Origin of the sequence: Streptomyces sp. NPDC056479 (assembly GCF_042795335.1) — a bacterium.
GTDB lineage: Bacteria > Actinomycetota > Actinomycetes > Streptomycetales > Streptomycetaceae > Streptomyces.
The window spans coordinates 560,011-582,419 of the sequence record NZ_JBHTRZ010000001.1 but is presented as its reverse complement, the minus strand read 5'-3'; the positions used below and the strand labels follow the sequence as shown (position 1 = coordinate 582,419).

Here is a 22,409-nt window from a genome sequence, read left to right as displayed (position 1 = left end):
ACATGTCCGATTCGGTGAGTGATTGTACGGAGCAGCCGCGCTCCGCAGTCACCGAAGCCGAGGTGGAAGCCCTGGTCCGGGGCATCTGCTTCAAGACCGGCCCGCCACGCACCCTCGGGGTCGAAGTGGAATGGCTCGTCCATGAGCTGCGCAGCCCGCAGCTCCCCGTGACACCCGAACGACTCGAAGCGGCCTACGCCGCACTGCGGACCGTGCCCCTGAAGTCGGCGCTCACCGTCGAACCCGGCGGTCAGCTGGAGCTGAGCTCCCCTCCCGCCGCCTCGCTGATGGAGTGCATCGGTACCGTCTCCGCCGACCTCGACGCCGCGCGCGAGGTACTGCGCGCCCACGATCTGGGTCTGGTCGGCATCGGCAACGACCCCTGGCACTCGCCCCGCCGGTTCCTGCGTCAGCCACGCTATGACGCGATGGAGGCCAGTCTGGACCGTGTCGGCCCGGCCGGCCGCGCCATGATGTGCACCTCGGCCTCGGTGCAGGTGTGCCTGGACGCCGGATACGAGGAACCCGGCCCGCTCGGGCACGGGCGGCGCTGGTGGCTGGCGCACCATCTGGGCGCCGTTCTCGTCGCCGCCTTCGCCAACTCCCCGCTGGCGGGGCGCGAGCCCACCGGCTGGCTCTCCACCCGGCAGCTGCTGTGGATGGAGATCGGCGCGGGCCGCGCGGGCGCTCCGCCGCTGGACGGCGATCCACGGGCCGCCTGGGCCCGGCACGTGGTGGATGCGCCGGTGATGTGCGTACGACAGGACGGCGGCGCGTGGGACGTCCCGGAGAGCCTGTCGTTCCGGGAGTGGACCAGATCGGGGGCGCCCAGGCCGCCGACGCAGGAGGATCTGGACTATCACCTCACGACGCTGTTCCCGCCGGTCAGACCGCGTGGTCATCTGGAACTGCGCATGATCGACGCCCAGCCCGGCGAGGACGGCTGGATCGTGCCGCTCGCCGTGACGACCGCGCTCTTCGACGACCCGGAGGCGGCCGAGACCGCCTACCGCGCCGTGAAGCCGCTGGCCGAGCGCGCGCTGCCGCTGCCCGCGCCGCACAATCCGCTGTGGATCGACGCGGCCCGCTCGGGCCTCGCCGATCCCGAGCTGCGGGAGGTCGCGGACACCTGTTTCACGGCGGCGCTGGAGGCCCTGCCCCGGCTGGGCGCCACGACCGAGGTCACGGACGCCGTGGCGGCGTACCGGGACCGCTATGTCGCACGGGGCCGCTGCCCCGCCGACGACCTTCTGGACGAGCTCTACGGCACGGACCGCACCCTGCATGGGAAGGACAACCGGACATGACCGACCCCGCTTTCGACGCCGACACTCTCCGCGAGCGGGCACTGACCACCCTCACCACCGCCCGTGCCCGCACGACCCTGCTGACCAGCTGCGTCGAGGACCCCGACCTGACAGCCCAGCACTCGCCGCTGATGTCGCCGCTGGTCTGGGACCTCGCGCACATCAGCAACCAGGAGGAGCAGTGGCTGCTCCGGACGGTGGGCGGGCGGGACGCGATGCGGCCCGAGATCGACGGCATCTACGACGCCTTCGAGCACCCGCGCGCCGCACGACCCACGCTGCCGCTGCTGCCGCCGGCCGAGGCCCGGAACTACGCCTCCGAGGTGCGCGGAAGGGTGCTGGACATCCTGGACGGCACGGCCTTCCACGGGACCCGGCTGACCGAGGCGGGCTTCGCCTTCGGGATGATCGCGCAGCACGAGCAGCAGCACGACGAGACCATGCTGATCACCCATCAGCTCCGCAAGGGCCCGCAGGCCCTGACCGCCCCCGACCCTGACCCGGCGCCCCTGTTCACGGGGCCGTCCGAAGTCCTGGTCCCCGGCGGCCCGTTCACCATGGGCACCTCGACCGAGCCGTGGGCGCTGGACAACGAACGCCCGGCGCACCGGCGCGAGGTGCCGTCGTTCTACATCGACACCACGCCGGTGACGAACGCCGCGTACCAGGCGTTCATCGCGGACGGCGGCTATGACGACGACCGCTGGTGGACCCCGGAGGGCTGGGCGCACATCCGGCAGCACTCCATCCACGCGCCGCTGTTCTGGCACCGGGACGGCAAGCAGTGGCTCAGGCGGCGCTTCGGCGTCACCGAGGTCGTGCCGCCGGACGAGCCGGTGCTGCACGTGTGCTGGTACGAGGCCGACGCCTACGCCCGGTGGGCCGGGCGCAGGCTGCCCACCGAGGCCGAGTGGGAGAAGGCCGCCCGGCACGACCCGGCCGCGGACCGCTCGATGCGCTACCCGTGGGGCGACGCCGATCCGACGCCGGAGCACGCCAACCTCGGTCAGCGGCATCTGCGCCCGGCGCCCGCCGGAAGCTACCCGGAGGGCGAATCACCGCTCGGCGTACGGCAGTTGATCGGTGACGTGTGGGAGTGGACGGCGAGCGACCTGCTGCCGTACCCGGGCTTCCAGGCGTTCCCGTACAAGGAGTACTCGGAGGTGTTCTTCGGGCCCGAGCACAAGGTGCTGCGCGGCGGTTCGTTCGCCGTGGACGCGGTGGCCTGCCGGGGCACCTTCCGCAACTGGGACTATCCGATACGGCGGCAGATCTTCTCCGGCTTCCGCACGGCCCGCTCCGCGGGGGACCTCTGATGTGCCGTCATCTGGCCTATCTGGGGCCCGGGGAGCCGCTCGGCCGGCTCCTCGTGGCACCCCCGCACGGTCTGTTCCGCCAGTCGTGGGCACCGCGGCGGCAGCAGCACGGGACCGTCAACGCCGATGGCTTCGGGGTCGGTTGGTACGCCGAGGAGGACCCGGTGCCGGGTCGCTATCGCCGCGCGGGGCCGATCTGGGCGGATCCGTCGTTCGCCGATCTGGCCCGGGTGGTGCGGAGCACCGCGCTGCTCGCCGCCGTACGGGACGCGACGGTGCCGGGCGCCGACCAGGAGGCCGCGGCGGCGCCGTTCGCCACGGGACCCTGGCTGTTCAGCCACAACGGCGCCGTCAAGGGCTGGCCCGGCACGCTGACGCCGCTCGTGCCCGGCCTCCCGGCCGTGGACCTGCTGTCACTGGAGGCCCGCAACGACTCGGCGTTCGTGTGGGCGCTGGTCCTCGCGCGGCTGCGCGGCGGCGACGAGCTGGGGCAGGCGCTGGCCGACACGGTCGTGGAGGTCGCCGAGGCGGCCCCCGGCTCCCGGCTCAACCTGCTGCTCACCAACGGCGAGACCATCGCCGCGACCGCCTGGGGCGACACGCTCTGGTATCTGACCCGGCCCGGCGGCGGCACCGTCGTGGCCTCCGAGCCCTACGACGACGATCCGCACTGGCAGGAGGTCCCCGACCACACCCTGCTCGCGGCGAGCCGCACCGACGTTCTGCTCACCCCGCTCAAGGAACCGAGCGGCCCCCTGGCCCCCGCACCACACAAGGAGCCCAGCACGTGAGTCCGTTCCTCATCACCCGCACCCTGCCCGAGGACGCCACCGATGCCGCACTGCGCGCCGACGTCCTGGAGGGCCTGAGGGGCACGCCCAAGACGCTGCCGCCGAAGTGGTTCTACGACGCGCAGGGCAGCGAGCTCTTCGAGAAGATCACCGAACTGCCCGAGTACTACCCGACGCGCGCCGAGCGCGAGATCCTCGTCGACCGGGCCGACGAGATCGCCGCCGTCACCGGCGCCCGCACCCTGGTCGAACTGGGCTCCGGCTCCTCGGAGAAGACGCGGTACCTGATCGACGCGCTGACCGGACTGCACACCTACGTCCCGGTGGACGTCAGCGAGAGCGCGCTCACCCAGGCCGGGCAGGCACTCGTCCAGGAGCGGCCGGATCTGAACGTCCATGCCCTGATCGCCGACTTCACGGCGGGCATGGACCTGCCGGACACGCCAGGTCCCCGGCTGGTGGCGTTCCTGGGCGGCACGATCGGCAATCTGCTGCCCGCCGAGCGCGCCGCGTTCCTCGCCTCCGTGCGAGCCCTGCTCTCCCCCGGTGACGCGCTGCTGCTCGGCACGGACCTGGTCAAGGACGAGCGGGTCCTGGTCGACGCCTACGACGACGCGGCCGGGGTGACGGCCGCGTTCAACAAGAACGTGCTGACCGTGATCGACCGGGAGCTCGGTGCCGACTTCGATCCCGGTGCCTTCGAGCACGTGGCGCTCTGGAACCCGGACCACGAGTGGATCGAGATGCGGCTGCGCGCGCGTACGGCGCAGACGGTGAAGGTGCCCGCCCTGGACCTCGCCGTCGAGTTCGCGTCGGGCGAGGAGATGCGCACCGAGGTGTCGGCGAAGTTCCGGAAGGAAGGGGTCCGCACGGAACTGTCCGCGGCCGGACTGGAGCTGGCGCACTGGTGGACGGACGGTCAGGGTCGCTTCGCGCTGTCACTGAGCGTGGCGCGGTGACGGACGGCTCGCGCGATGCCCCGCCTTGGGGCACGGTGGAGTGACGCGTGTGAGAGGAGCACCCACATGTCGAACCACACCTACCGTGTGACGGACATCGTCGGCACCTCGCCCGAGGGCGTGGACCAGGCGATCCGCAATGGCATCACGCGGGCCTCGCAGACCTTGCACAACTTGGACTGGTTCGAGGTGACCGAGGTGCGTGGCCAGCTCGACGGCGGGCAGATCGCGCACTGGCAGGTGACCATGAAGGTTGGCTTCCGCCTGGACGAAGCCGGGTAACACGCCGGGTCCGGTCCTCAGATACGGCCCCTCAGGTCCGCCCCTCCCGCTCCTGCGCCACCTTCAGCGCGGCGGAAGGGGCGGTCCAGCGTGCCCGTACGACGGTGAATCCGGCGCGTTCGGCGTCCTCGCACACCAACTCGTCGTCGTCCACCAGCACCCGGATCTCGCGGGTGCGGGCGAGGCGGCGCAGAATCTCGAGCTTGGTGCGCCGGGCGGGCCTGCGATCGTCGTTGCGCCGCATGTACACGCGCCCTTCGGGCAGTCCGTGCGCCGCGAGCCAGTCGAGCGTGTCACGCCGGCAGCGCTCGGGGCGCCCGGTGAGATAGCGGACCTCGCATTCCCCGGCACTCTCCCGCACCAGTGCGACGCCCTGCTCGATCGGCGGGTCCTGCGGGGCGGCCGCGAAGAATCCGTCCCAGTCGCGCGGCTTGCGCTCCAGGAAGTGCTGCCGGTGCGCCGTGTCGGCGAGGGTGTTGTCCAGGTCGAACACCGCGAGCGGACGGTCGTTGCTGTCGGTCACGCCTCTCACCCTAGGCGTGGGTCCTGATTTGAGACAGTCCGACCCGAGGAAATGGTCCGGACTAATTCCCGGAGAGCCGTTTTCCGCAGGCCCCACAAGATCGACGAAAAATCACGAGGGGTGCGAATGCGCCACCGCGGGACGGCAATTCAGATCGACGGTTGATTGCTCAAAGAGAGCGCTGTCATACTCCGGCTTCCGGCTCTCGCCGCCCGAAACCCGTCCCCCCATCAGGCCTGCACTCACCAGTGCGTTCGGCATGCCGCAGCGAAGAAGGTGCGCCTGTGCCCGAGTTTTCACCATGGCACGACAATTCTCTCACATACAGTTCGCCGATTAATGATCCCGTACGGCCCAAACGCATATCTGAAGACCCGGAATTTCACTCGCTGCGCCGCGCTCAGCGCAGGTTCGGCGTCCGTGCGACCCTCCTGTCGGTCGGCGGATTCCTGTTGTACGTACTGCTGTCGCACACCGTCCCCGGCCTGATGAACCAGCGTCTGGCCGGCGACCTCACCCTCGGCCTCGCGCTGGGCCTCGGTCAGTTCGTCGTGATGGGCGTGACGGCCTGGTGCTACGTACGGCACATGCGCACCCGGGTCGACCCGCTGGTCCGTGGCCTGGGCTCGCGACTGCACCATCAGCCGGAGACACTCCACCGCCGGCCGGACCCGGGCTCGTCCCATGGCGCCGCACCGCATGGCCAGGCCGGGCAGGCCGTCCACCCCGGCGCCAGGGGGTACCGCACGTGGTGACCCTGTCCGCAGGCATCGGCGACCGGTTCAGCCTGCAACTGACCTTTGTGCTGTTCCTGTCGGTGGTCGTGGTCACGCTGTTCATGGCGCTGCTGACGGCCCCTCAGCGCGACGAGATCAGCGAGTTCTACCTCGGCAACCGCACCATGTCCCCGCTGCGCAACGGCCTGGCGATGTGCGGCGACTACGTGTCGGCCGCCACGCTGCTCGGCAGCACCGGACTGGTCGCCCTCACCGGCTACGACGGCCTGCTGTACCTCGGCGGCACCGTGGTGGCCTGGATGATGGTGCTGATGCTGATCGCCGAACCCCTGCGCCGCGCGGGCAAGTTCACTCTCGGCGACACCCTGGCCCTGCGGATGCCCCGGCTGCAACGGCCGGCGCGGCTCGCCCTCGCCGTGTGCACACTGGCCATCACGACCCTCTATCTGGTCGCCCAACTCGTGGGCAGCATCGCCCTGCTGACCCAGTTCACCGGCGAACCCAGCGCCGTGACCCGCACCTTGTGCGTGATCGTGATCGGCACCGTCGTCATCGTGTACGCGGCCATCGGCGGCGCGCCCGGTGCCACGGTCATCCAGATCATCAAGGCGGTGATGCTGGTGGCGGGCGTGACGGTCACCGCGGTCATGGTGCTGCACCGCTACGACTGGAACCCGGGCACCCTGCTGTCCGCGGCCGCCGACCACAGCGGCACCGGCGCCCGCTTCCTCGAACCCGGGCTGCGCTACGGCGCCAGCACCACCAGCAAGCTCGACTTCTTCAGCCTGGAGCTGGCGATCGTCCTCGGTCTCTCCGCTCTCCCCCATGTGCTGATGCGCCTGCTCGCCCCGCGCAAGGTCGCCGTACTGCGCTCCTCCCTCATGTGGGCGGTCGGCCTGGTCGGTCTGGTCTGCCTCGCGGCCGGCGTCCTCGGCCTCGGCGCCACCGCCGTGGTCGGCCGGGAGACCATCGCGAACACGGACCACAAGGGCGACGCGGCCGTACTGCTCCTCGCCAACGCCCTGGGCGGCGGTGTCCTCACGGCCCTGCTGTCCTGCCTCGCCTTCGTCACGCTGCTCGCCGTCGCGGCCGGCCTCACCCTGGCCGCCGCCTCGTCGCTCGCCCACGACCTGTACGGCGAGGTGATCCGCAGGGGCCGCGCGAGCGAGACCGAGGAACTGCTGGTCGCCCGGCTGTCCGCGGTCGTCATCGGCGTCCTCGCGATGCTGCTCGCGCTCGTCTCCTGGGGCGCCAACACCGCGACGCTCGCCTTCCTCGCCTTCGCCATCGCGGCGTCGGCGATCCTGCCGACGATCGTCTACACCCTCTTCTGGCGCCGCTTCACCGGTCAGGGAGCGCTGCTCAGCCTCTGGGGCGGACTGGTCTGCTCGGTCCTGCTGGTGCTGTTCTCCCCCGTGGTCTCCTCCACGCCGGGGTCGTTCTATCCGGAGTCGGACTTCGCCTGGTTCCCGCTCCAGAACCCGGGCATCGTCTCCATCCCGGCCGGCTTCCTCCTCGGCTGGCTCGGCACCGTACTGAGCGACCGTCAACAGCCCCAGGACGACGCCGCCTACCAGGAGTTCGAGGTGCGGATGCTGGTGGGCGCCAAGGAGTAGACCTCTCCCCACGCCGTCAATTGTTAATGGGATCCATTTTCATATAGCCTCCTCGATGTTCACCCACCGAGGAGGTCCTGGATGGCTGTCCCCAAGCGGAAGATGTCCCGCAGCAACACCCGCCACCGCCGCGCCCAGTGGAAGGCGAGCACGCCCCGGCTCGTGCCCCTCACCATCGACGGCGTCAGCCACCTCGTGCCGCAGCACCTGGTCAGGGCGTACGAGCGCGGGCTGCTGCGCCCCGAAGGCTGACCGGCTTTCTCGTGGTGGGCGGGACGACCCGGCGTCCTGCCTATTCTGGTGGAGGGCCGGACCTGCTCGCAGCGCGCGAGAAGGGAGCCGCGGGTGACCGAGCGGACCATCGACAGGGCAGCCGCGGACACCCTGCGGCAGGCCAGGGAGGCCGTCGCGCGTGAGGCGTGGGCGGAGGCGTTCCGGCTGCTGGGCGCCCTCGATCCCGCTTTCCTCACCCCCGACGACCGTGCCGCGTTCGCCGACGCCGCCTGGTGGACGAGCCGGGTGGAGGAGTCGGTCGTCCAGCGGACGCGCGCCTACTCCGGGTACGTCGCGGCGGACGCGGCCCGGCAGGCGGGCCACTCGGCCTGGCTGCTGTTCTACGAGCATCAGTTGGCGGGGCGCAGCGCCGTGGCCGCGGGCTGGCTGCGCCGGGCGCGGCGGCATCTGCGCGACGAGCCGGAGTGCGTCGAGCAGTGCTACCTCGTCTGGGTCGACGCGGAGGACGCCCAGCGGCGCGGTGCGTTCGACGAGGCCATGACCGCCGCCCGCCACATGGCCTCGATCGCGCGCCGCCGCGGCAGCCCGGATCTGCTCGCCATGGGCGTCCAGGCGCAGGCCGGCGTACTGGTGGCCCAGGGGCGCGTCAGTGAGGGGCTCGGCCTCCTGGACGAGGCGATGTGCTCGGCCATGGCGGGTGAGCTCAGCTCCTTCTTCACCGGGTGGGTCTACTGCCTGGGCCTTCAGCAGTCCATGGCCTGCGTCGATCTGGAACGCGCCGCCGAATGGACCGACGCCGCCATGCGGTGGTGCGCGGCGATGCCGGCCGAGAACAACTTCCGCGGACTGTGCCGGGTGCACCGGGTGGAGGTGCTGGAACTGCGGGGCAGCTGGGACGAGGCGCTGACCGAGGCCGAGCGGACCTGCGAGGAACTGCTGCCGTACGAGCGGCGGATGGCCGCCGAGGCGGTCTACCTGGTCGGTCAGATCCAGCGGCGGCGCGGAGAGCTCACGGCGGCCGAGCAGTCCTACGACCGAGCCCACGAACTCGGCCGCGACCCGCAGCCCGGCCTGGCCCTGCTGCGCTGGCCCAGGGCAAGGCCGACGCGTCGGCCACGGCCCTGCGGCTCGCCCCCGCGAACGGCGCCGAGGCCGGCGGTCTCGCACGGTGCCGGCTGCTCGCGGCCCGGGTGGAGGTCGGCCTGGCGCTGGGCCGGACGGCCGAGGCACGCGCGGCGGCCGAAGAGCTTCGGTCACTGGCCCGGGACTGGCAGCGGTGGTGCGGATCGGAGGCGACCCTGATGCACGCGAGCTCCGCCGGCGCCTGCGGAGCGGTGGCGTTCGCGGCTCGGGACCTCGACCGCGCGCTGCCCCGGTTGCGCCGGGCGCTCACTCTCTGGCTGGAGCTGCGGGTGCCGTACGAGGCGGCACAGGTGCGGATGACCCTGGCCGCCGCCGACCGGGCCGCCGGGGACGACGAGGGCGCCCGGATGGAGCTGCGGGCCGCCGAGCAGACCTTCCGCCGGCTCGGCGCCGTACCGGAAGCGCGCCGGGCGGCGGCGCTGCTCGCCGATGTGCGCCCGGGGCGGCCCGGCGGGCTCACCGAGCGGGAGATCCAGGTGCTGCGGCTGGTCGCAGCGGGCCGCACGAACCGGGCGGTCGCGGCGGAGCTGGTGATCAGCGAGCACACCGTCGCCCGGCACCTGAACAACATCTTCGCCAAGCTCGACGTGTCCTCGCGGGCGGCGGCGACGGCGTACGCGTTCCGGCACGGCCTCGCCTGACGCGTATGGGCCGTTCGGCCCATGCTCCGCTCCCCCGGGGATGGGCGATTCCGGCGATGAGCGCTCCCCCTTCGTGCGCGTACACCGGTGAGGTACCCCTTCCCGGCACAGGAACGGAGAGCGGCGGCCATGAGCACCTCCACAGCGACCCTCGACCCCCAGCTGACGGCCCGGTTGCGCGGGGCCGTGCGCGGCGACCTCGTCGAGCCCGGCGATCCGGCCTACGACGAGGCCCGCAAGGTCTACAACGCCATGCACGACCGGCGGCCGGCGATCATCGTGCGGGCGGCGGACGCCGGTGACGTCATCGCCGCGGTCGGCCTCGCCCGCGACCAGGGCCTCCCGCTGGCGGTGCGCGGCGGCAGCCACAGCGTCCCCGGCCACGGGACCTGCGACGACGGTGTCGTCCTCGACCTCGGCGGGATGCGCGGCATTCGCGTCGATCCGGCGAGGCGCGTCGCCTGGGTCCAGGGCGGCTGCACGTGGGCGGACGTCGACCACGCCACGCACGCGTTCGGCCTGGCCACCACCGGCGGGGTCGTCTCCACGACCGGCGTGGGCGGCCTGACGACCGGCGGCGGCATGGGCCACCTGGCCCGGCGCTGCGGTCTGGCCTGCGACAACCTCGTCGCGGTGGACCTGGTGACCGCCGACGGGACCTTCGTGACCTGTACGGACGACCAGCACAGCGACCTGATGTGGGCGGTGCGCGGGGGCGGCGGGAACTTCGGGGTCGTCACGTCCTTCGCCTTCCGGCTGCACCCCATCGCCGACGTCCTCGGCGGGCCGGTCTTCTTCCCGCTCGACGCCGATGTGCTCCGCCGCTACCGGGAACTGGTCGCCGAAGCCGACGAAAGGCTCGGAGCCGTCTTCGTCGTCGGGCTCGGACCGCCGGTGCCGTTCCTGCCCGAGCGCTGGCACGGCCGGCCGTTGTGCGGTGTGGTCGCCTGCTGGAGCGGACCGCGGGACGAGGACGACCGGATCCGGGAGCGCGTCGCCGCCCTCGGGCCGGTGCTGGGCCGGCATCTGGAGCGCATTCCCTACCCGCTGATCAACACGCTCTTCGACGAGTTGGTGCCCGCCGGCCTCTACCACTACTGGAAGGGCTCCTTCACCCGCGGCCTGCCGGACGGAGCCGTCGACGCCCTCGTCGAGTACGGCGCCACCACGCCCTCGATCCAGAGCGTGACGGTCGTCTTCCCCATCGACGGAGCCTGCCACCGCGTGGGCCCTGAGGAGACCGCCTTCTCCTACCGGGACGCCGACTACTCGATCGCGCTCAGCCCGACGCTCACCACCCGGGAGGACTGCGAGGCCCGCAAGGACTGGGTGCGCGCCTTCCACCGGGCGCTGGAGCCGCACTCCATGGAAGGCGGCTACGTGAACTTCATGGACGGCGACGACCAGGACCGCGTGCAGACCAACTATCGCGCGAACTACACCCGTCTCAAGGAGCTGAAGCAGCGCTACGACCCCGGGAACCTGTTCCGTCTGAACCACAACATCGCACCGTGAGGAATCCTTCCGGCTCCCAGGTGTTGAACCCTGTATGAGCTCCGTGATCGCCTCGACCCGCTTCTCCGTCCTGGACCGCTCCCGCACCCGCGAGGGCCACACGAACGGAGAGGCGCTGCGTGACACCGTGGAGCTGGCGCGGGAGATCGAGGCGCTCGGCTATCACCGGTTCTGGGTCTCGGAACACCACGGCGTGCCCGGCGTCGCCGGCTCGGCGCCGACCGTGCTGGCCGCGGCGGTCGCCTCCGCGACCCGCACCATCCGGGTCGGGACCGGCGGGGTGATGCTGCCCAATCATCAACCGCTGGTCGTGGCCGAGCAGTTCGGGGTACTGGAGTCGCTGTTCCCCGGCCGCATCGACATGGGACTCGGGCGGTCCGTCGGCTTCACGGACGGCGTGCGCAAGGCGCTCGGGCGGGACAAGGGGGTCTCGGAGGACTTCGCGGTGCAGATCCAGGAGCTGCTCGGCTGGTTCCGCGGCACCTCACCGACCGGAGTCCACGCACGCCCCGCCGAGGGTCTGACCGTGCCGCCGTTCGTGCTGGCCATGGGCGAGGGAGCGGACATCGCGGCTCGCGCGGGGCTGCCGATGGTCATCGGCGACCTCAGGAACAGGGAGAAGATGCAGCGCGGGATCGATCTCTACCGCGCACACTTCCGGCCCTCCGCCTGGGCCGCCGAGCCGTACGTCATGATCTCCGGCACGATCGCGGTGGCCGCCACACCCGAGGAGGCCCGGCGGCTGCTCGTGCCGGAGGCCTGGTCGATGGCGTACTCGCGCACGCACGGCACCTTCCCGCCGTTGCCGCCCGCCGAGCGCGTCGAGGCGCTGACGATGACCGACAAGGAGCGCGGCTTCTACGAGGGCGGTCTCGCCGGGCACATCGCGGGCACTCAGGAGCAGGTCGCGCACGAGCTGGAGACGGTGCTGAAGGAGACGGGGGCGCAGGAGGTGCTGGTCACGACCAGTACGTACGACCGTACGGCGCTCGTGGACTCCTACCGCCGGCTCGCCCGGATCGTCGACGCCTGATCCGGGCGAGCGGAGATGCGCCGGCTCAGTCCGTATCGCGGGGGTCGAAGGACTTGGTGTCGACGGTCAGCGGCTTCGGGAACGCGCCGGACACCGAGTCCCAGCGGGTGAACTTGAAGTTGGTGCCCTCCCGCTCCCCGTCCGCGGGCGTGGCCTCCCCGTCGTGGGTGACGAGCAGGCCCTTGGGGAAGGACCGGCCCAGCGGGACGTTGACCACGACGGCACCGTCGGAGTGCTGCACCCCGTCGGTGGCGGCGCTGTCGGTGACGGCGAAGGACCCGAGGTAGGCGTTGCGGCCCTGGCGCTCGTACACGGCGAAGGTGTTGTCGCCCTGGCTGGAGGCGAGCAGATAGCCCTTGCCGTCGGCGGCGTGGTAGATCGCCGCGCCCTCCGCGTCGGCGCTGAGGTGCTCACCGCCGAAGCCGGGGTCGTCCGCGGTGTCGACGACGCACTCCTCCTCCTCGGCGTCGTACGTCCACGGAGTGCCGTACTCCCGCACCCGGTCGATCAGCTTCGGGCGCTCGAACTCCTCGTCGTCCAGGTCGATCCGCCACAGCCCGACGTCCTCCTGGGCCGCGTACAGGACGTGCTCCTGCTGGTCCACGGTCATGCCCTCGACCTGGGCGTGGTCGCCGGGGTCGGCGCACGGCGTCCAGCTCCGCCCGTTCGGCAGGGTGAAGGAGCCGGGCAGATCGAGGGTGTCCTCCGTCTTGTAGCCGACGCGGCCGCCACGGTCCTGAAGCTGCAGCAGCCGCAGGCGTGTCTCCGAGCGGCGCGACACCACGGCGTAGGCGTTGTCGTCGTCGCTGAAGGCGGCCAGGCCGTAGGCGGTGCGCTGGTCGTCGACCTCGGCCTCGCTCGCGGAGAAGACCGGCGCCGCGTTCGCCGCGGTCACGTCCCTCAGCGGGGGCCGGCCCGCGGCCACGGCGGCCGGGTCGATCGCGTAGGCCCGGACCCGGTCCCGGCCGCGGTCGCTGACCAGGGCCAGGTCGGTCTTCCTGCCGCCCAGTTCGAAGCCGTAGACGACGTCGACGTTGTTGAAGCGGCCGGGCGCGGCCTCCTCGCCGGGCGCCGCGGGGGCGGCGATGTGCTGCAGGCGCCTGCCGTCGAGGTCGTAGACGTCGAGGCCGGCCTCCTTGAGGGTGCCGATGACGAGACTACGAGCCGGATTGCCGGGGTCGACCCAGACGGCCGGGTCGTCGGCGTCGGCGTTGCCGCCCGCCTCGTCGTCGTACACGGCGGGCGTCTCCGCACGCGCGGAGACGGAGACCGGCTGCGGGGCGGAGGCACCCGTGACCATCAGCAGCGCGGCGGTGAGAGTGCTCAGAGCGGAAGCGCTCACGAATACTCCTCAGTAGGAAAAGTGACGGGCGAGACGCTATGGGCGACCGGTGTGGGCGGGCCGACGGCACCGTGAACATCAGGTGGTTCATGCGGGCGCCGCGTCTGGTTCGCATAGAATCGCGGGGTTTGCCCCCGACCTCGTCCCGTCCCTCCCGGAGCCCTTGCCCCATGCACTCCTCGCACGACCCGAACGTCCGCGTCCGCGGCGCCCGTGAGCACAACCTCAAGGGTGTGGACGTCGACATCCCGCGCGATGTGCTGACCGTGTTCACGGGGGTGTCCGGTTCGGGGAAGTCCTCGCTCGCCTTCGGCACGATCTACGCCGAGGCCCAGCGCCGCTACTTCGAGTCGGTCGCGCCCTACGCCCGCAGGCTGATCCATCAGGTCGGCGCGCCGAAGGTCGGCGAGATCACCGGGCTCCCGCCCGCCGTGTCCCTGGAGCAGCGCCGCTCGGCACCGACGTCCCGCTCCTCGGTGGGCACGGTCACCAACCTGTCCAACTCCCTGCGCATGCTGTACTCCCGCGCCGGTGACTACCCGCCGGGCGCCGAGCGGCTCGACTCGGACGCCTTCTCGCCGAACACCGCGGCGGGGGCGTGCCCGGAGTGTCATGGGCTCGGCCAGGTGCACCGTACGACCGAGGAGTTGCTGGTCCCCGATCCGGCGCTGTCGATCCGGGAGGGTGCCATCGCCGCCTGGCCCGGTGCGTGGCAGGGCAAGAACCTGCGCGACATCCTCGACGCGCTCGGCTACGACGTCGAACGGCCCTGGCACGCTCTGCCCGCCGAGCAGCGGGAGTGGATCCTCTTCACCGACGAGCAGCCGGTCGTCACCGTCCACCCGGTGCGCGACGCCGACCGCATCCAACGGCCGTACCAGGGCACGTACATGAGTGCCCGGCGGTATGTGATGAAGACGTTCTCCGACTCCAAGAGCCAGACCCTCCGGGCCAAGGCGGAGCGGTTCCTCGCCGCCAAGCCCTGCCCGGCGTGCGGTGGCGGCCGGCTGCGGCCCGAGGCGCTGGCGGTGACCTTCGCCGGCCGGACGATCGCGGAAGTGGCCGCGCTGCCGCTCACGGAGCTGGCGGGCACGCTGGACGGCGGCGCCTCGGAGACGGTCCGTGTCCTCACGGAGGACCTCAGGTCCCGGATCGCACCCGTCGTCGAGCTCGGCCTCGGCTATCTCAGCCTCGACCGCGCCACCCCGACCCTCTCGGCGGGCGAACTGCAGCGCCTGCGGCTCGCGACCCAGCTCAGGTCCGGTCTGTTCGGTGTCGTGTACGTCCTCGACGAGCCGTCCGCCGGGCTGCACCCGGCGGACACGGAGGCCCTGCTGCGGGTGCTGGCGCGGCTGAAGGCGGCCGGGAACACGGTGTTCGTGGTCGAGCACCACCTCGATGTCATGCGCGGCGCCGACTGGCTGGTCGACGTGGGGCCGCTGGCCGGCGAGCACGGTGGGCGGGTGCTGCACAGCGGGCCGGTGGCGGAGCTGGCGGCAGTCACGGAGTCGGCCACCGCCCGTTTCCTGTTCGACGACTCCCCCGCCGCCGTACGCCAAGTGCGGGACCCGCACGGTCGGTTGAAGGTCGGTCCGGTCACCCGGCACAACCTGCGCGGGGTGACGGCCGAGTTCCCGCTCGGGGTGTTCACGGCCGTCACCGGTGTCTCGGGGTCGGGCAAGTCCACGCTCATCGGCGAGATCACCGAGGACCTCGCGGGCGTGGGCCGCCTGGTCTCGGTCGACCAGAAGCCGATCGGGCGCACCCCGCGCTCCAACCTCGCCACCTACACCGGCCTCTTCGACGTCGTGCGCAAGGTGTTCGCCGCCACCGACGAGGCGCGGGCCCGTGGCCACGGTGTCGGACGCTTCTCCTTCAATGTGGCGGGAGGCCGCTGCGAGACCTGTCAGGGCGAGGGGTTCGTCAGCGTCGAGCTGCTGTTCCTGCCGAGCACCTACGCACCGTGCCCGGACTGCGGCGGGGCGCGCTACAACCCCGAGACGCTGCAAGTGGCGTACCGGGGACGGAACATCGCGCAGGTGCTCGACCTCACGGTCGAGGCGGCGGCGGAGTTCTTCGCGGACACCCCGGCCGTGGCCCGCAGCCTGGTCACCCTGATCGACGTAGGCCTCGGCTATCTGCGTCTGGGCCAGCCGGCCACCGAGCTGTCCGGCGGGGAGGCGCAGCGCATCAAGCTGGCGAGCGAGTTGCAGCGCGGCCGTCGCGGCCACACGCTGTACCTCCTCGACGAGCCGACCACCGGACTCCACCCGGCCGACGTCGAGGTGCTGATGCGCCAGTTGCACGGGCTGGTCGACGCCGGGCACACCGTAGTCGTGGTGGAGCACGACATGTCCGTCGTGGCGGGCGCGGACTGGGTGATCGACCTGGGGCCGGGCGGCGGTGACGCGGGCGGACGGATCGTGGCGGCGGGTCCGCCCGCCCGGGTGGCCGGGGCGCGAGACAGCGCGACCGCGCCCTATCTCGCCCGGGTCATGCCGTGAGGGGCTCGCGCGACGGTGCCGGAGCCGACGGCTGTCCGGTGCCGGCGGCGGGCGCCGTGCTGCTGCCGCCGGTCGCCGGCCGGGGCAGGACGCGTTGCGGGGCGGGGACCGGGACCGGGACCTGACGCTGCCCCGGTACGGCCGCCACTTCGGCCGCCGTCGCCAGGGAGCGGCGGTCGGGGCGGCTGTTCGGCATGATCGGCTCCAACACCTCTGCCTCGGCGACGAGTCGACGGGCCCGCGTCACCCGCCACACCGAGGAGAGCAGGGAGTCCCGGCCGACGAACGCGGCCGCCGTGGAGAACGCGCCCCCGGCGACCCCGTACCGCAGGCGCACCGGCTGCACGGGGACGCCCGCGTCGAGGGCGGCCTGGAAGGCGGCCCGGCGGAAGTGGCCCTGGGCGCGACCGCACCAGGTGCTGCCCTCGGGGAACACGGCGACCGCCTCCCCGGCCCGCAGCGCCCCGGCGATCCGGGCCACCGTGTCGGGCAGGGCACGGATGCGGTCCCGGTCGATGAACAGGGCGCCGCTGCGGGCGGTCAGCCACCCCGCGACGGGCCAGTCCCTGATCTCCGACTTGGCGAGCATCCGGGCCGGGCGCACGGCGGCGACCAGCGGGATGTCCAGCCAGGACACATGGTTGGCGACGAGCAGCAGCCCGCCGTCCGGGGCCGCGCCGCCGCCGATGCGTACCCGGACCCCCGCGGCCCGTACGATCCAGCGGCACCAGCGCCGGACCAGCCCGGCGGGTATCCGCCCGCCGAGCGGCATCAGCAGGCATCCGACGATCAGCAGGGCCAGGACCACCGCGATCCGCAGGACGGCCAGGGGCAGGGCTCTGGTCGCCCCCGCCGCGTCGATGCAGGTGTGCGGGGTGCAGGGGGCGCTGGGCCGCCAGAGGGTCCCCGCGTCGGGCGCGTGGCTCATGATGCCGACGGCCGGTGTGCCGGCCGTGGGAGCGGTCGCCGTGGGGACACCGACGGCACCGAGGGAGGAGGTGCTCATGGCCGCCCCGTCCGTCACGCCGGGACGAGGGAGAGGAAGTGCCGCAGATAGCGCGAGTTGACCCGGCGCATCGACAGCAGCACGTACAGGTCGGCGACCCCGAACTCCGGGTCGTGCGCGGGCTCACCGCACACGAAGGCGCCGAGGCGGAGGTAGCCGCGCAGCAGGGCGGGCAGCTCGGTACGCGTGGCGGGGGCGGGGGCGGTCGGCTGCCAGGGGCGCAGCGGACGTACCCGGTACTCCTCCGGGGCCAGGTGCTTGGCCTGCACCCGGTCCCAGGTCGCGGCGGCGAGGGAGCCGCCGTCCGCCAGCGGGATCGAGCAGCAGCCGGCCAGCCACTCGTGGCCGCGGTCGACCATGTAGCGGGCGATGCCGGCCCAGATGAGGCTGATCACGGCGCCGTCGCGGTGGTCGGGGTGGACGCAGGAGCGGCCGACCTCGACCAGGTTGGGGCGCAGGGAGTCGATGTTGCTGAGGTCGAACTCGCCCTCCGAGTACAGCCGGCCCGCGACCGCGGCGCGCTCCGGCGGCAGCAGTCGGTAGGTGCCGACGACCTGCCCGGACACCTCTTCCCGGACGAGCAGGTGGTCGCAGTACGCGTCGAAGGCGTCGATGTCGTGACCCGGCTGCGGGGTGGACAGCAGGGCCCCCATCTCGCCGGCGAAGACGTCGTGCCGCAGCCGCTGGGCGGCGCGCACGTCCTCCTCGTTGCGAGCGAGGCCCACGGTGTAACGGGTGGGTGCCGTGGGCTGCGGGGGACGGTCGACGGTCAGTACGCCGGTCATGGCTTACTCCTGGTCACGGGCCGGGGACGGCGAGCGGGGGGCTTGCGAGCGGTGCGGTGTGCCGCCCCTGTTCTTCCTATGCCGGTTGGCCTACGCGTGACCTGTGCCAGGAGAGTGGATGTGCGGATGTTGAACGGCGCGAACCGGTACCGGTCGTCCACATTCCGGTGCCCGACCGGTCAGCCGGGCGGTCCGGTGCTGTTCACCTGGCGACCGAAAAAGCGCGAGACGGGGCCGGGGAGCACCACTCCCGACCCCGCCCGTCCGCACCTTTCGGCGAACGTCTGTTGGGTGACCCGTCCTATCGTTTCACCTTGCGCGCGGCCCGCAGCCACTCCTTGTTCATTCCGGTGATGGACATCAGCGGGATTCCCTTGGGGCAGGCGGTGGCGCACTCGCCCGTGAGCGTGCACCCTCCGAAGCCCTCCTCGTCCATCTGTGCCACCATGTCCAGGACCCGGGTCTCGCGCTCGGGCGCCCCTTGCGGCAGCACGTTCAGATGGTTGATCTTGGCGGAAGTGAACAGCATCGCCGCCCCGTTGGGACAGGCCGCCACGCAGGCCCCGCATCCGATGCACTCGGCGTGCTCGAAGGCGAGGTCGGCGTCCGGTTTCGGTACCGGCGTCGCATGCGCCTCCGGCGCGGACCCCGTCGGCGCGGTGATGTATCCGCCGGCCTGGATGATCCGGTCGAGCGCCGAACGATCGACGACCAGATCCTTGATCACCGGGAAGGCCGACGCCCGCCACGGCTCGATGTCGATCGTGTCGCCGTCCTTGAAGGACCGCATGTGCAGCTGGCAGGTGGTCGTCCGCTCGGGCCCGTGCGCGTCGCCGTTGATCACGAGCGAGCAGGCACCGCAGATGCCCTCACGGCAGTCGTGGTCGAAGGCGACCGGGTCCTCGCCCTTGAGGATGAGCTCCTCGTTGAGGGTGTCGAGCATCTCCAGGAAGGACATGTCGGAGGAGATTCCGTCCACCTCGTAGGTGGACATGGCGCCTTCGGTGCCGGCGTTCTTCTGCCGCCAGACGCGCAGGGTGAGCTTCATGCGTAGCTCCGCTGGGTGGGGTGGACGTACTCGAAGACCAGGTCTTCCTTGTGCAGCACGGGAGCGGTGCCCGTGTCGGTGAACTCCCAGGCGGCCGCGTAGGCGAACTCGTCGTCCTTGCGGGCCGCCTCGCCGTCCGGCGTCTGCGACTCCTCGCGGAAGTGGCCGCCGCAGGACTCGCTGCGGTCCAGCGCGTCGAGGCACATGAGCTCGGCGAGCTCCAGGTAGTCGACGACGCGGTTGGCCTTCTCCAGGGACTGGTTGAACTCCTCGCCGGTGCCCGGAACCTTGATCCGGCGCCAGAACTCCTCGCGGATCTGCGGGATGCGCTCCAGCGCCTTGCGCAGTCCGGAGTCCGTGCGCGCCATCCCGCAGAACTCCCACATCAGCTCGCCCAGCTCACGGTGGAAGGAGTCCGGCGTACGGTCGCCGTCCACGGCCAGCAGCAGGTTGAGCCGGTCCTGGGTCTCGGCCAGCACCTCCTGGACGACGGGGTGTTCGCCGGTGACCGTGTCGTGGTGCGGGTTGCGGGCGAGGTAGTCGTTGATGGTGGCCGGCAGGACGAAGTAGCCGTCGGCCAGGCCCTGCATCAGGGCCGAGGCGCCGAGGCGGTTCGCGCCGTGGTCGGAGAAGTTGGCCTCTCCGATGGCGAACAGGCCGGGGACGGTGGTCTGGAGGTCGTAGTCGACCCACAGCCCGCCCATCGTGTAATGCACGGCCGGGTAGATCCGCATCGGCACCTCGTACGGATCCTCGTCGGTGATCCGCTGGTACATGTCGAAGAGGTTGCCGTACTTGGCCTCCACGGCCTTACGGCCCATGCGCTGGATCGCATCCGCGAAGTCCAGGTACACGCCCTGTCCGCCGGGGCCCACTCCCCTGCCCTCGTCGCAGACGTTCTTCGCGGCGCGGGAGGCGATGTCGCGGGGCACGAGGTTGCCGAAGGACGGGTAGATGCGCTCCAGGTAGTAGTCGCGCTCGTCCTCGGGGATCTGGTGGGCGGGACGGTCGTCGCCCTTGGCCTTCGGCACCCAGATCCGGCCGTCGTTGCGCAGCGACTCACTCATCAGGGTCAGCTTGGACTGGTGGTCGCCGGTGCGCGGGATGCACGTCGGGTGGATCTGGGTGAAGCAGGGGTTGGCGAAGTAGGCGCCTCGCCGGTGGGCCCGCCAGACGGCGGTGGCGTTGGAGTTCATGGCGTTCGTCGACAGGTAGAAGACGTTGCCGTAACCGCCGCTGGCGAGTACGACGGCGTCGGCGAAGTACGTGTCGATGCGGCCGGTGATGAGATCGCGGGCCACGATGCCGCGGGCCCGTCCGTCGACGACGATCAGGTCGAGCATCTCGGTGCGGGGGTGCATCTCGACGTTGCCCGCGGCGATCTGCCTGCTGAGGGCCTGGTAGGCGCCGAGAAGGAGCTGCTGGCCCGTCTGGCCGCGGGCATAGAAGGTCCGTGACACCTGCACACCGCCGAAGGAACGGGTGTCGAGCAGACCGCCGTACTCCCGCGCGAAGGGCACGCCCTGGGCCACGCACTGGTCGATGATCTCCACCGAGATCTGCGCGAGCCGGTGCACGTTGGACTCCCGCGCCCGGAAGTCGCCGCCTTTGACGGTGTCGTAGAAGAGGCGGTGGATGGAGTCGCCGTCATTGCGGTAGTTCTTCGCCGCGTTGATGCCGCCCTGCGCGGCGATGGAGTGGGCGCGGCGCGGGGAGTCCTGGTAGCAGAACTGGACGACGTGGTAGCCCTGTTCGGCGAGGGTGGCACCGGCGGAGCCGCCGGCCAGGCCCGTCCCCACCACGATCACCGTGTGCTTGCGGCGGTTCGCGGGGTTGACCAGCTTGGCCTCGAAGCGGCGTTTGTCCCAGCGCTCGTTGACGGGGCCACAGGGGGCCTTGGCGTCGACGACGGGTTCGCCGGTCGCGTAGTTCACGTATTCAGCGGTCATCTCAACTCACCACTCCGGTCATGACGCCCACGGGTACGGCGATGAACCCGACCGTGAGCAGCAGCGCGAGGACGTTGGCCGTGGCCTTCAGGGCGCGGTCGCGGGTGCGGCTGCCGGCGCCGAGGGTCTGGGCGGCGCTCCAGAAGCCGTGCCGGACGTGCAGGCCGACGGCGAGCATCGCGACGATGTAGATGACGTTGCCGTACCAGGTGGAGAAGGTGTCCACGACGTTCTGGTAGGGGTGGCCCGCCTGGAAGCCGCCGGAGTGCACGGTGCCGGTCGTCAGGTCCAGGACGTGCCAGACGATGAACAGGCCGAGGATGATCCCGCCCCAGCGCATCGTGCGGGTGGCATAGCTGGCGCGCGGCTTCTTGTGCACGTACTTGCTGGGGCGCGCCTTGATGTCACGGCGGCTGAGCTGGTACGCGGAGACCGCGTGGGCGACGACGGCGACGACCAGCACGATCCGGACGAGCCAGAGCGTCCACTCGTAGTGCATGAACGGCTCGCCGACGATGCGCAGCCAGTGCGCGTAGTGGTTGAACTCGCCCGCCCCGAAGAAGATCTTCAGGTTTCCGATCATGTGGACGACCAGGTACAGCAGCATGATCAGCCCGCTGACCGCCATCACGGTCTTCTTGCCGACGGTGGAGTCCCACACCGTGCGCGCCATGGACGGTCGTCGGTCCGTCCGCGTTGCCAGAGCCATGCCTAGGACGCTAGAGCCGGACCACCTCATCGGTCCAAGACATGGTCCGGCTCGTTTCCATAGGCACACCCTATGCTGGCTGTATGCAGTTCCAGCAGCTCCAGTACTTCGTGGCGGTCGCCGAGACCCGGCACTTCACCCGTGCCGCCGACCTGGTGCATGTCGCGCAGCCCTCGCTGTCGCAGCAGATCAAGGCGCTGGAGCGGGAGTTGGGCGCGGACCTGTTCCTGCGGGCCCGCGGCAACATCACGCTGACCGACGCCGGGGAGGCCCTGCTGCCGCTGGCCCGGCGCATCCTGGCCGACGCGGACACCGCGCGGCACGAGGTGCAGGAACTGATGCAGCTGCGGCGGGGCCGGGTCCGGCTGGGTGCCACCCCGAGCCTGTGCACGGGCCTGCTCCCGGACGTGCTGCGCGCCTTCCACGACCGCTATCCCGGCATTCAGCTGCTGATCGAGGAGGGCGGCTCGCTCGATCTGGTACGGCAGCTCGCACGCGGCGCCCTCGACCTGGCCCTGGTCGTGCTGCCACTGCCGAGCCCGTCCCCGGCGCTGAACACGGTGGAGCTGCTGCGCGAGGATCTGGTGGTCGTCTCCTCCCCCGAGGCCGCGCGCCCCGGTGGCGGACGGCGCACCGTGCGCATCGCCGATCTGGAGGGCGAGCGTCTGGTGATGTTCCGGCACGGCTACGACCTGCGCGAGCTGACCGTCGCCGCGTGCCGCGCGGAGGGCTTCGAGCCGGACTTCGCCGTGGAGGGCGGGGAGATGGACGCCGTGCTGGGGTTCGTGCGCGCCGGGCTGGGTCTGGCGGTCGTGCCGCGCATGGTGGCCGCGCGGTCGGGCCGGGGACTGCGGGTCACCCCGCTGGCCCGGCCCGGACTGCACCGCACGATCGCGCTGGCCCACCGCAGCGACGTGGCGCCGCCGCGGGCCGCGCGGGAGCTCCAGCGGATGCTGCTGGAGCGGTGAG

General features: G+C 71.6%; 21 protein-coding genes. 14 read left to right on the top strand and 7 right to left on the bottom strand.

Features of this window, described 5'->3' with window-relative positions; genetic code table 11:
• The first annotated feature begins 2 nt into the window (after nucleotides 1-2).
• From egtA to ACFQ6S_RS02550, 5 genes are all read left to right on the top strand, one after another.
• Nucleotides 3-1,307: an ergothioneine biosynthesis glutamate--cysteine ligase EgtA gene (gene egtA, locus ACFQ6S_RS02570; RefSeq protein ID WP_383402321.1), complete on the top strand. Its 1,305-nt coding sequence runs from the start codon at nucleotides 3-5 to the stop codon at nucleotides 1,305-1,307.
• A complete protein-coding gene (gene egtB, locus ACFQ6S_RS02565; RefSeq protein WP_383402318.1) occupies nucleotides 1,304-2,623 on the top strand; it encodes an ergothioneine biosynthesis protein EgtB in 1,320 nt (439 codons plus the stop codon). The genes egtA and egtB overlap by 4 nt, the downstream gene beginning before the upstream one ends.
• Nucleotides 2,623-3,414, top strand: a complete 792-nt coding sequence (gene egtC, locus ACFQ6S_RS02560; protein WP_383402316.1) for an ergothioneine biosynthesis protein EgtC — start codon at nucleotides 2,623-2,625, stop codon at nucleotides 3,412-3,414. Before egtB ends, egtC begins: the two co-directional genes overlap by 1 nt.
• Nucleotides 3,411-4,373 (top strand): L-histidine N(alpha)-methyltransferase, encoded by a 963-nt coding sequence (gene egtD / locus ACFQ6S_RS02555; RefSeq protein ID WP_383402313.1) that lies wholly within the window; start codon nucleotides 3,411-3,413, stop codon nucleotides 4,371-4,373. Before egtC ends, egtD begins: the two co-directional genes overlap by 4 nt.
• 66 nt (nucleotides 4,374-4,439) lie before the next feature.
• On the top strand, nucleotides 4,440-4,655 hold the full coding sequence (locus ACFQ6S_RS02550) for a dodecin (protein WP_383402310.1): 216 nt from the start codon (nucleotides 4,440-4,442) through the stop codon (nucleotides 4,653-4,655).
• A 31-nt stretch (nucleotides 4,656-4,686) separates the two neighbouring features.
• Here the strand turns inward: ACFQ6S_RS02550 and ACFQ6S_RS02545 are convergent, their stop codons facing one another.
• Complete coding sequence (locus tag ACFQ6S_RS02545; RefSeq protein ID WP_383402308.1) at nucleotides 4,687-5,178, bottom strand: hypothetical protein; 492 nt, start codon at nucleotides 5,176-5,178, stop codon at nucleotides 4,687-4,689.
• Nucleotides 5,179-5,540: 362 nt separating this feature from the next.
• On the opposite strand from ACFQ6S_RS02545, the gene ACFQ6S_RS02540 reads away from it, so the two are divergent.
• The 7 genes from ACFQ6S_RS02540 (at nucleotide 5,541) to ACFQ6S_RS02510 (ending at nucleotide 12,097) form a co-directional block, all read left to right on the top strand.
• On the top strand, nucleotides 5,541-5,933 hold the full coding sequence (locus ACFQ6S_RS02540; protein WP_383404282.1) for a DUF485 domain-containing protein: 393 nt from the start codon (nucleotides 5,541-5,543) through the stop codon (nucleotides 5,931-5,933).
• Complete coding sequence (locus ACFQ6S_RS02535; protein ID WP_383402305.1) at nucleotides 5,927-7,531, top strand: cation acetate symporter; 1,605 nt, start codon at nucleotides 5,927-5,929, stop codon at nucleotides 7,529-7,531. Before ACFQ6S_RS02540 ends, ACFQ6S_RS02535 begins: the two co-directional genes overlap by 7 nt.
• An 81-nt stretch (nucleotides 7,532-7,612) precedes the next feature.
• Nucleotides 7,613-7,783, top strand: a complete 171-nt coding sequence (rpmF, locus tag ACFQ6S_RS02530; RefSeq protein ID WP_383402302.1) for a 50S ribosomal protein L32 — start codon at nucleotides 7,613-7,615, stop codon at nucleotides 7,781-7,783.
• A gap of 93 nt (nucleotides 7,784-7,876) precedes the next feature.
• A complete protein-coding gene (locus tag ACFQ6S_RS02525) occupies nucleotides 7,877-9,067 on the top strand; it encodes a hypothetical protein (protein WP_383402300.1) in 1,191 nt (396 codons plus the stop codon).
• The gene (locus ACFQ6S_RS02520) at nucleotides 9,067-9,549 is read left to right on the top strand and encodes a response regulator transcription factor (protein ID WP_383402297.1); all 483 of its coding nucleotides are present in this window, start codon (nucleotides 9,067-9,069) and stop codon (nucleotides 9,547-9,549) included. The genes ACFQ6S_RS02525 and ACFQ6S_RS02520 overlap by 1 nt, the downstream gene beginning before the upstream one ends.
• Before the next feature lie 129 nt (nucleotides 9,550-9,678).
• The gene (locus ACFQ6S_RS02515) at nucleotides 9,679-11,064 is read left to right on the top strand and encodes an FAD-binding oxidoreductase (RefSeq protein WP_383402294.1); all 1,386 of its coding nucleotides are present in this window, start codon (nucleotides 9,679-9,681) and stop codon (nucleotides 11,062-11,064) included.
• 34 nt (nucleotides 11,065-11,098) lie between these two features.
• Nucleotides 11,099-12,097: an LLM class flavin-dependent oxidoreductase gene (locus ACFQ6S_RS02510; RefSeq protein ID WP_383402291.1), complete on the top strand. Its 999-nt coding sequence runs from the start codon at nucleotides 11,099-11,101 to the stop codon at nucleotides 12,095-12,097.
• 25 nt (nucleotides 12,098-12,122) lie between these two features.
• On the opposite strand, the gene ACFQ6S_RS02505 is transcribed toward ACFQ6S_RS02510, so the two are convergent.
• Entirely contained in the window at nucleotides 12,123-13,439 is a 1,317-nt protein-coding gene (locus ACFQ6S_RS02505; RefSeq protein WP_383402288.1) for a phytase, read from the bottom strand.
• Nucleotides 13,440-13,609: 170 nt separating this feature from the next.
• Between ACFQ6S_RS02505 and ACFQ6S_RS02500 the strand changes: the two genes are divergently transcribed.
• On the top strand, nucleotides 13,610-15,943 hold the full coding sequence (locus ACFQ6S_RS02500) for an ATP-binding cassette domain-containing protein (protein WP_383402285.1): 2,334 nt from the start codon (nucleotides 13,610-13,612) through the stop codon (nucleotides 15,941-15,943).
• Here ACFQ6S_RS02500 and ACFQ6S_RS02495 read toward each other — a convergent pair.
• From ACFQ6S_RS02495 to ACFQ6S_RS02475, 5 genes are all read right to left on the bottom strand, one after another.
• On the bottom strand, nucleotides 15,933-16,871 hold the full coding sequence (locus ACFQ6S_RS02495) for a lysophospholipid acyltransferase family protein (RefSeq protein WP_383404280.1): 939 nt from the start codon (nucleotides 16,869-16,871) through the stop codon (nucleotides 15,933-15,935). The genes ACFQ6S_RS02500 and ACFQ6S_RS02495 overlap by 11 nt on opposite strands.
• Nucleotides 16,872-16,963: 92 nt before the next feature.
• On the bottom strand, nucleotides 16,964-17,734 hold the full coding sequence (locus tag ACFQ6S_RS02490; RefSeq protein ID WP_383402282.1) for a GNAT family N-acetyltransferase: 771 nt from the start codon (nucleotides 17,732-17,734) through the stop codon (nucleotides 16,964-16,966).
• 301 nt (nucleotides 17,735-18,035) lie between these two features.
• Nucleotides 18,036-18,782: a succinate dehydrogenase/fumarate reductase iron-sulfur subunit gene (locus tag ACFQ6S_RS02485; protein WP_383402279.1), complete on the bottom strand. Its 747-nt coding sequence runs from the start codon at nucleotides 18,780-18,782 to the stop codon at nucleotides 18,036-18,038.
• On the bottom strand, nucleotides 18,779-20,731 hold the full coding sequence (locus tag ACFQ6S_RS02480) for a fumarate reductase/succinate dehydrogenase flavoprotein subunit (protein ID WP_383402277.1): 1,953 nt from the start codon (nucleotides 20,729-20,731) through the stop codon (nucleotides 18,779-18,781). Before ACFQ6S_RS02480 ends, ACFQ6S_RS02485 begins: the two co-directional genes overlap by 4 nt.
• A gap of 1 nt (nucleotide 20,732) precedes the next feature.
• Nucleotides 20,733-21,404, bottom strand: a complete 672-nt coding sequence (locus ACFQ6S_RS02475; RefSeq protein WP_383404278.1) for a succinate dehydrogenase — start codon at nucleotides 21,402-21,404, stop codon at nucleotides 20,733-20,735.
• 119 nt (nucleotides 21,405-21,523) lie between these two features.
• On the opposite strand from ACFQ6S_RS02475, the gene ACFQ6S_RS02470 reads away from it, so the two are divergent.
• Nucleotides 21,524-22,408 (top strand): LysR family transcriptional regulator, encoded by an 885-nt coding sequence (locus tag ACFQ6S_RS02470; RefSeq protein ID WP_383402274.1) that lies wholly within the window; start codon nucleotides 21,524-21,526, stop codon nucleotides 22,406-22,408.
• Nucleotide 22,409 lies beyond the last annotated feature (1 nt).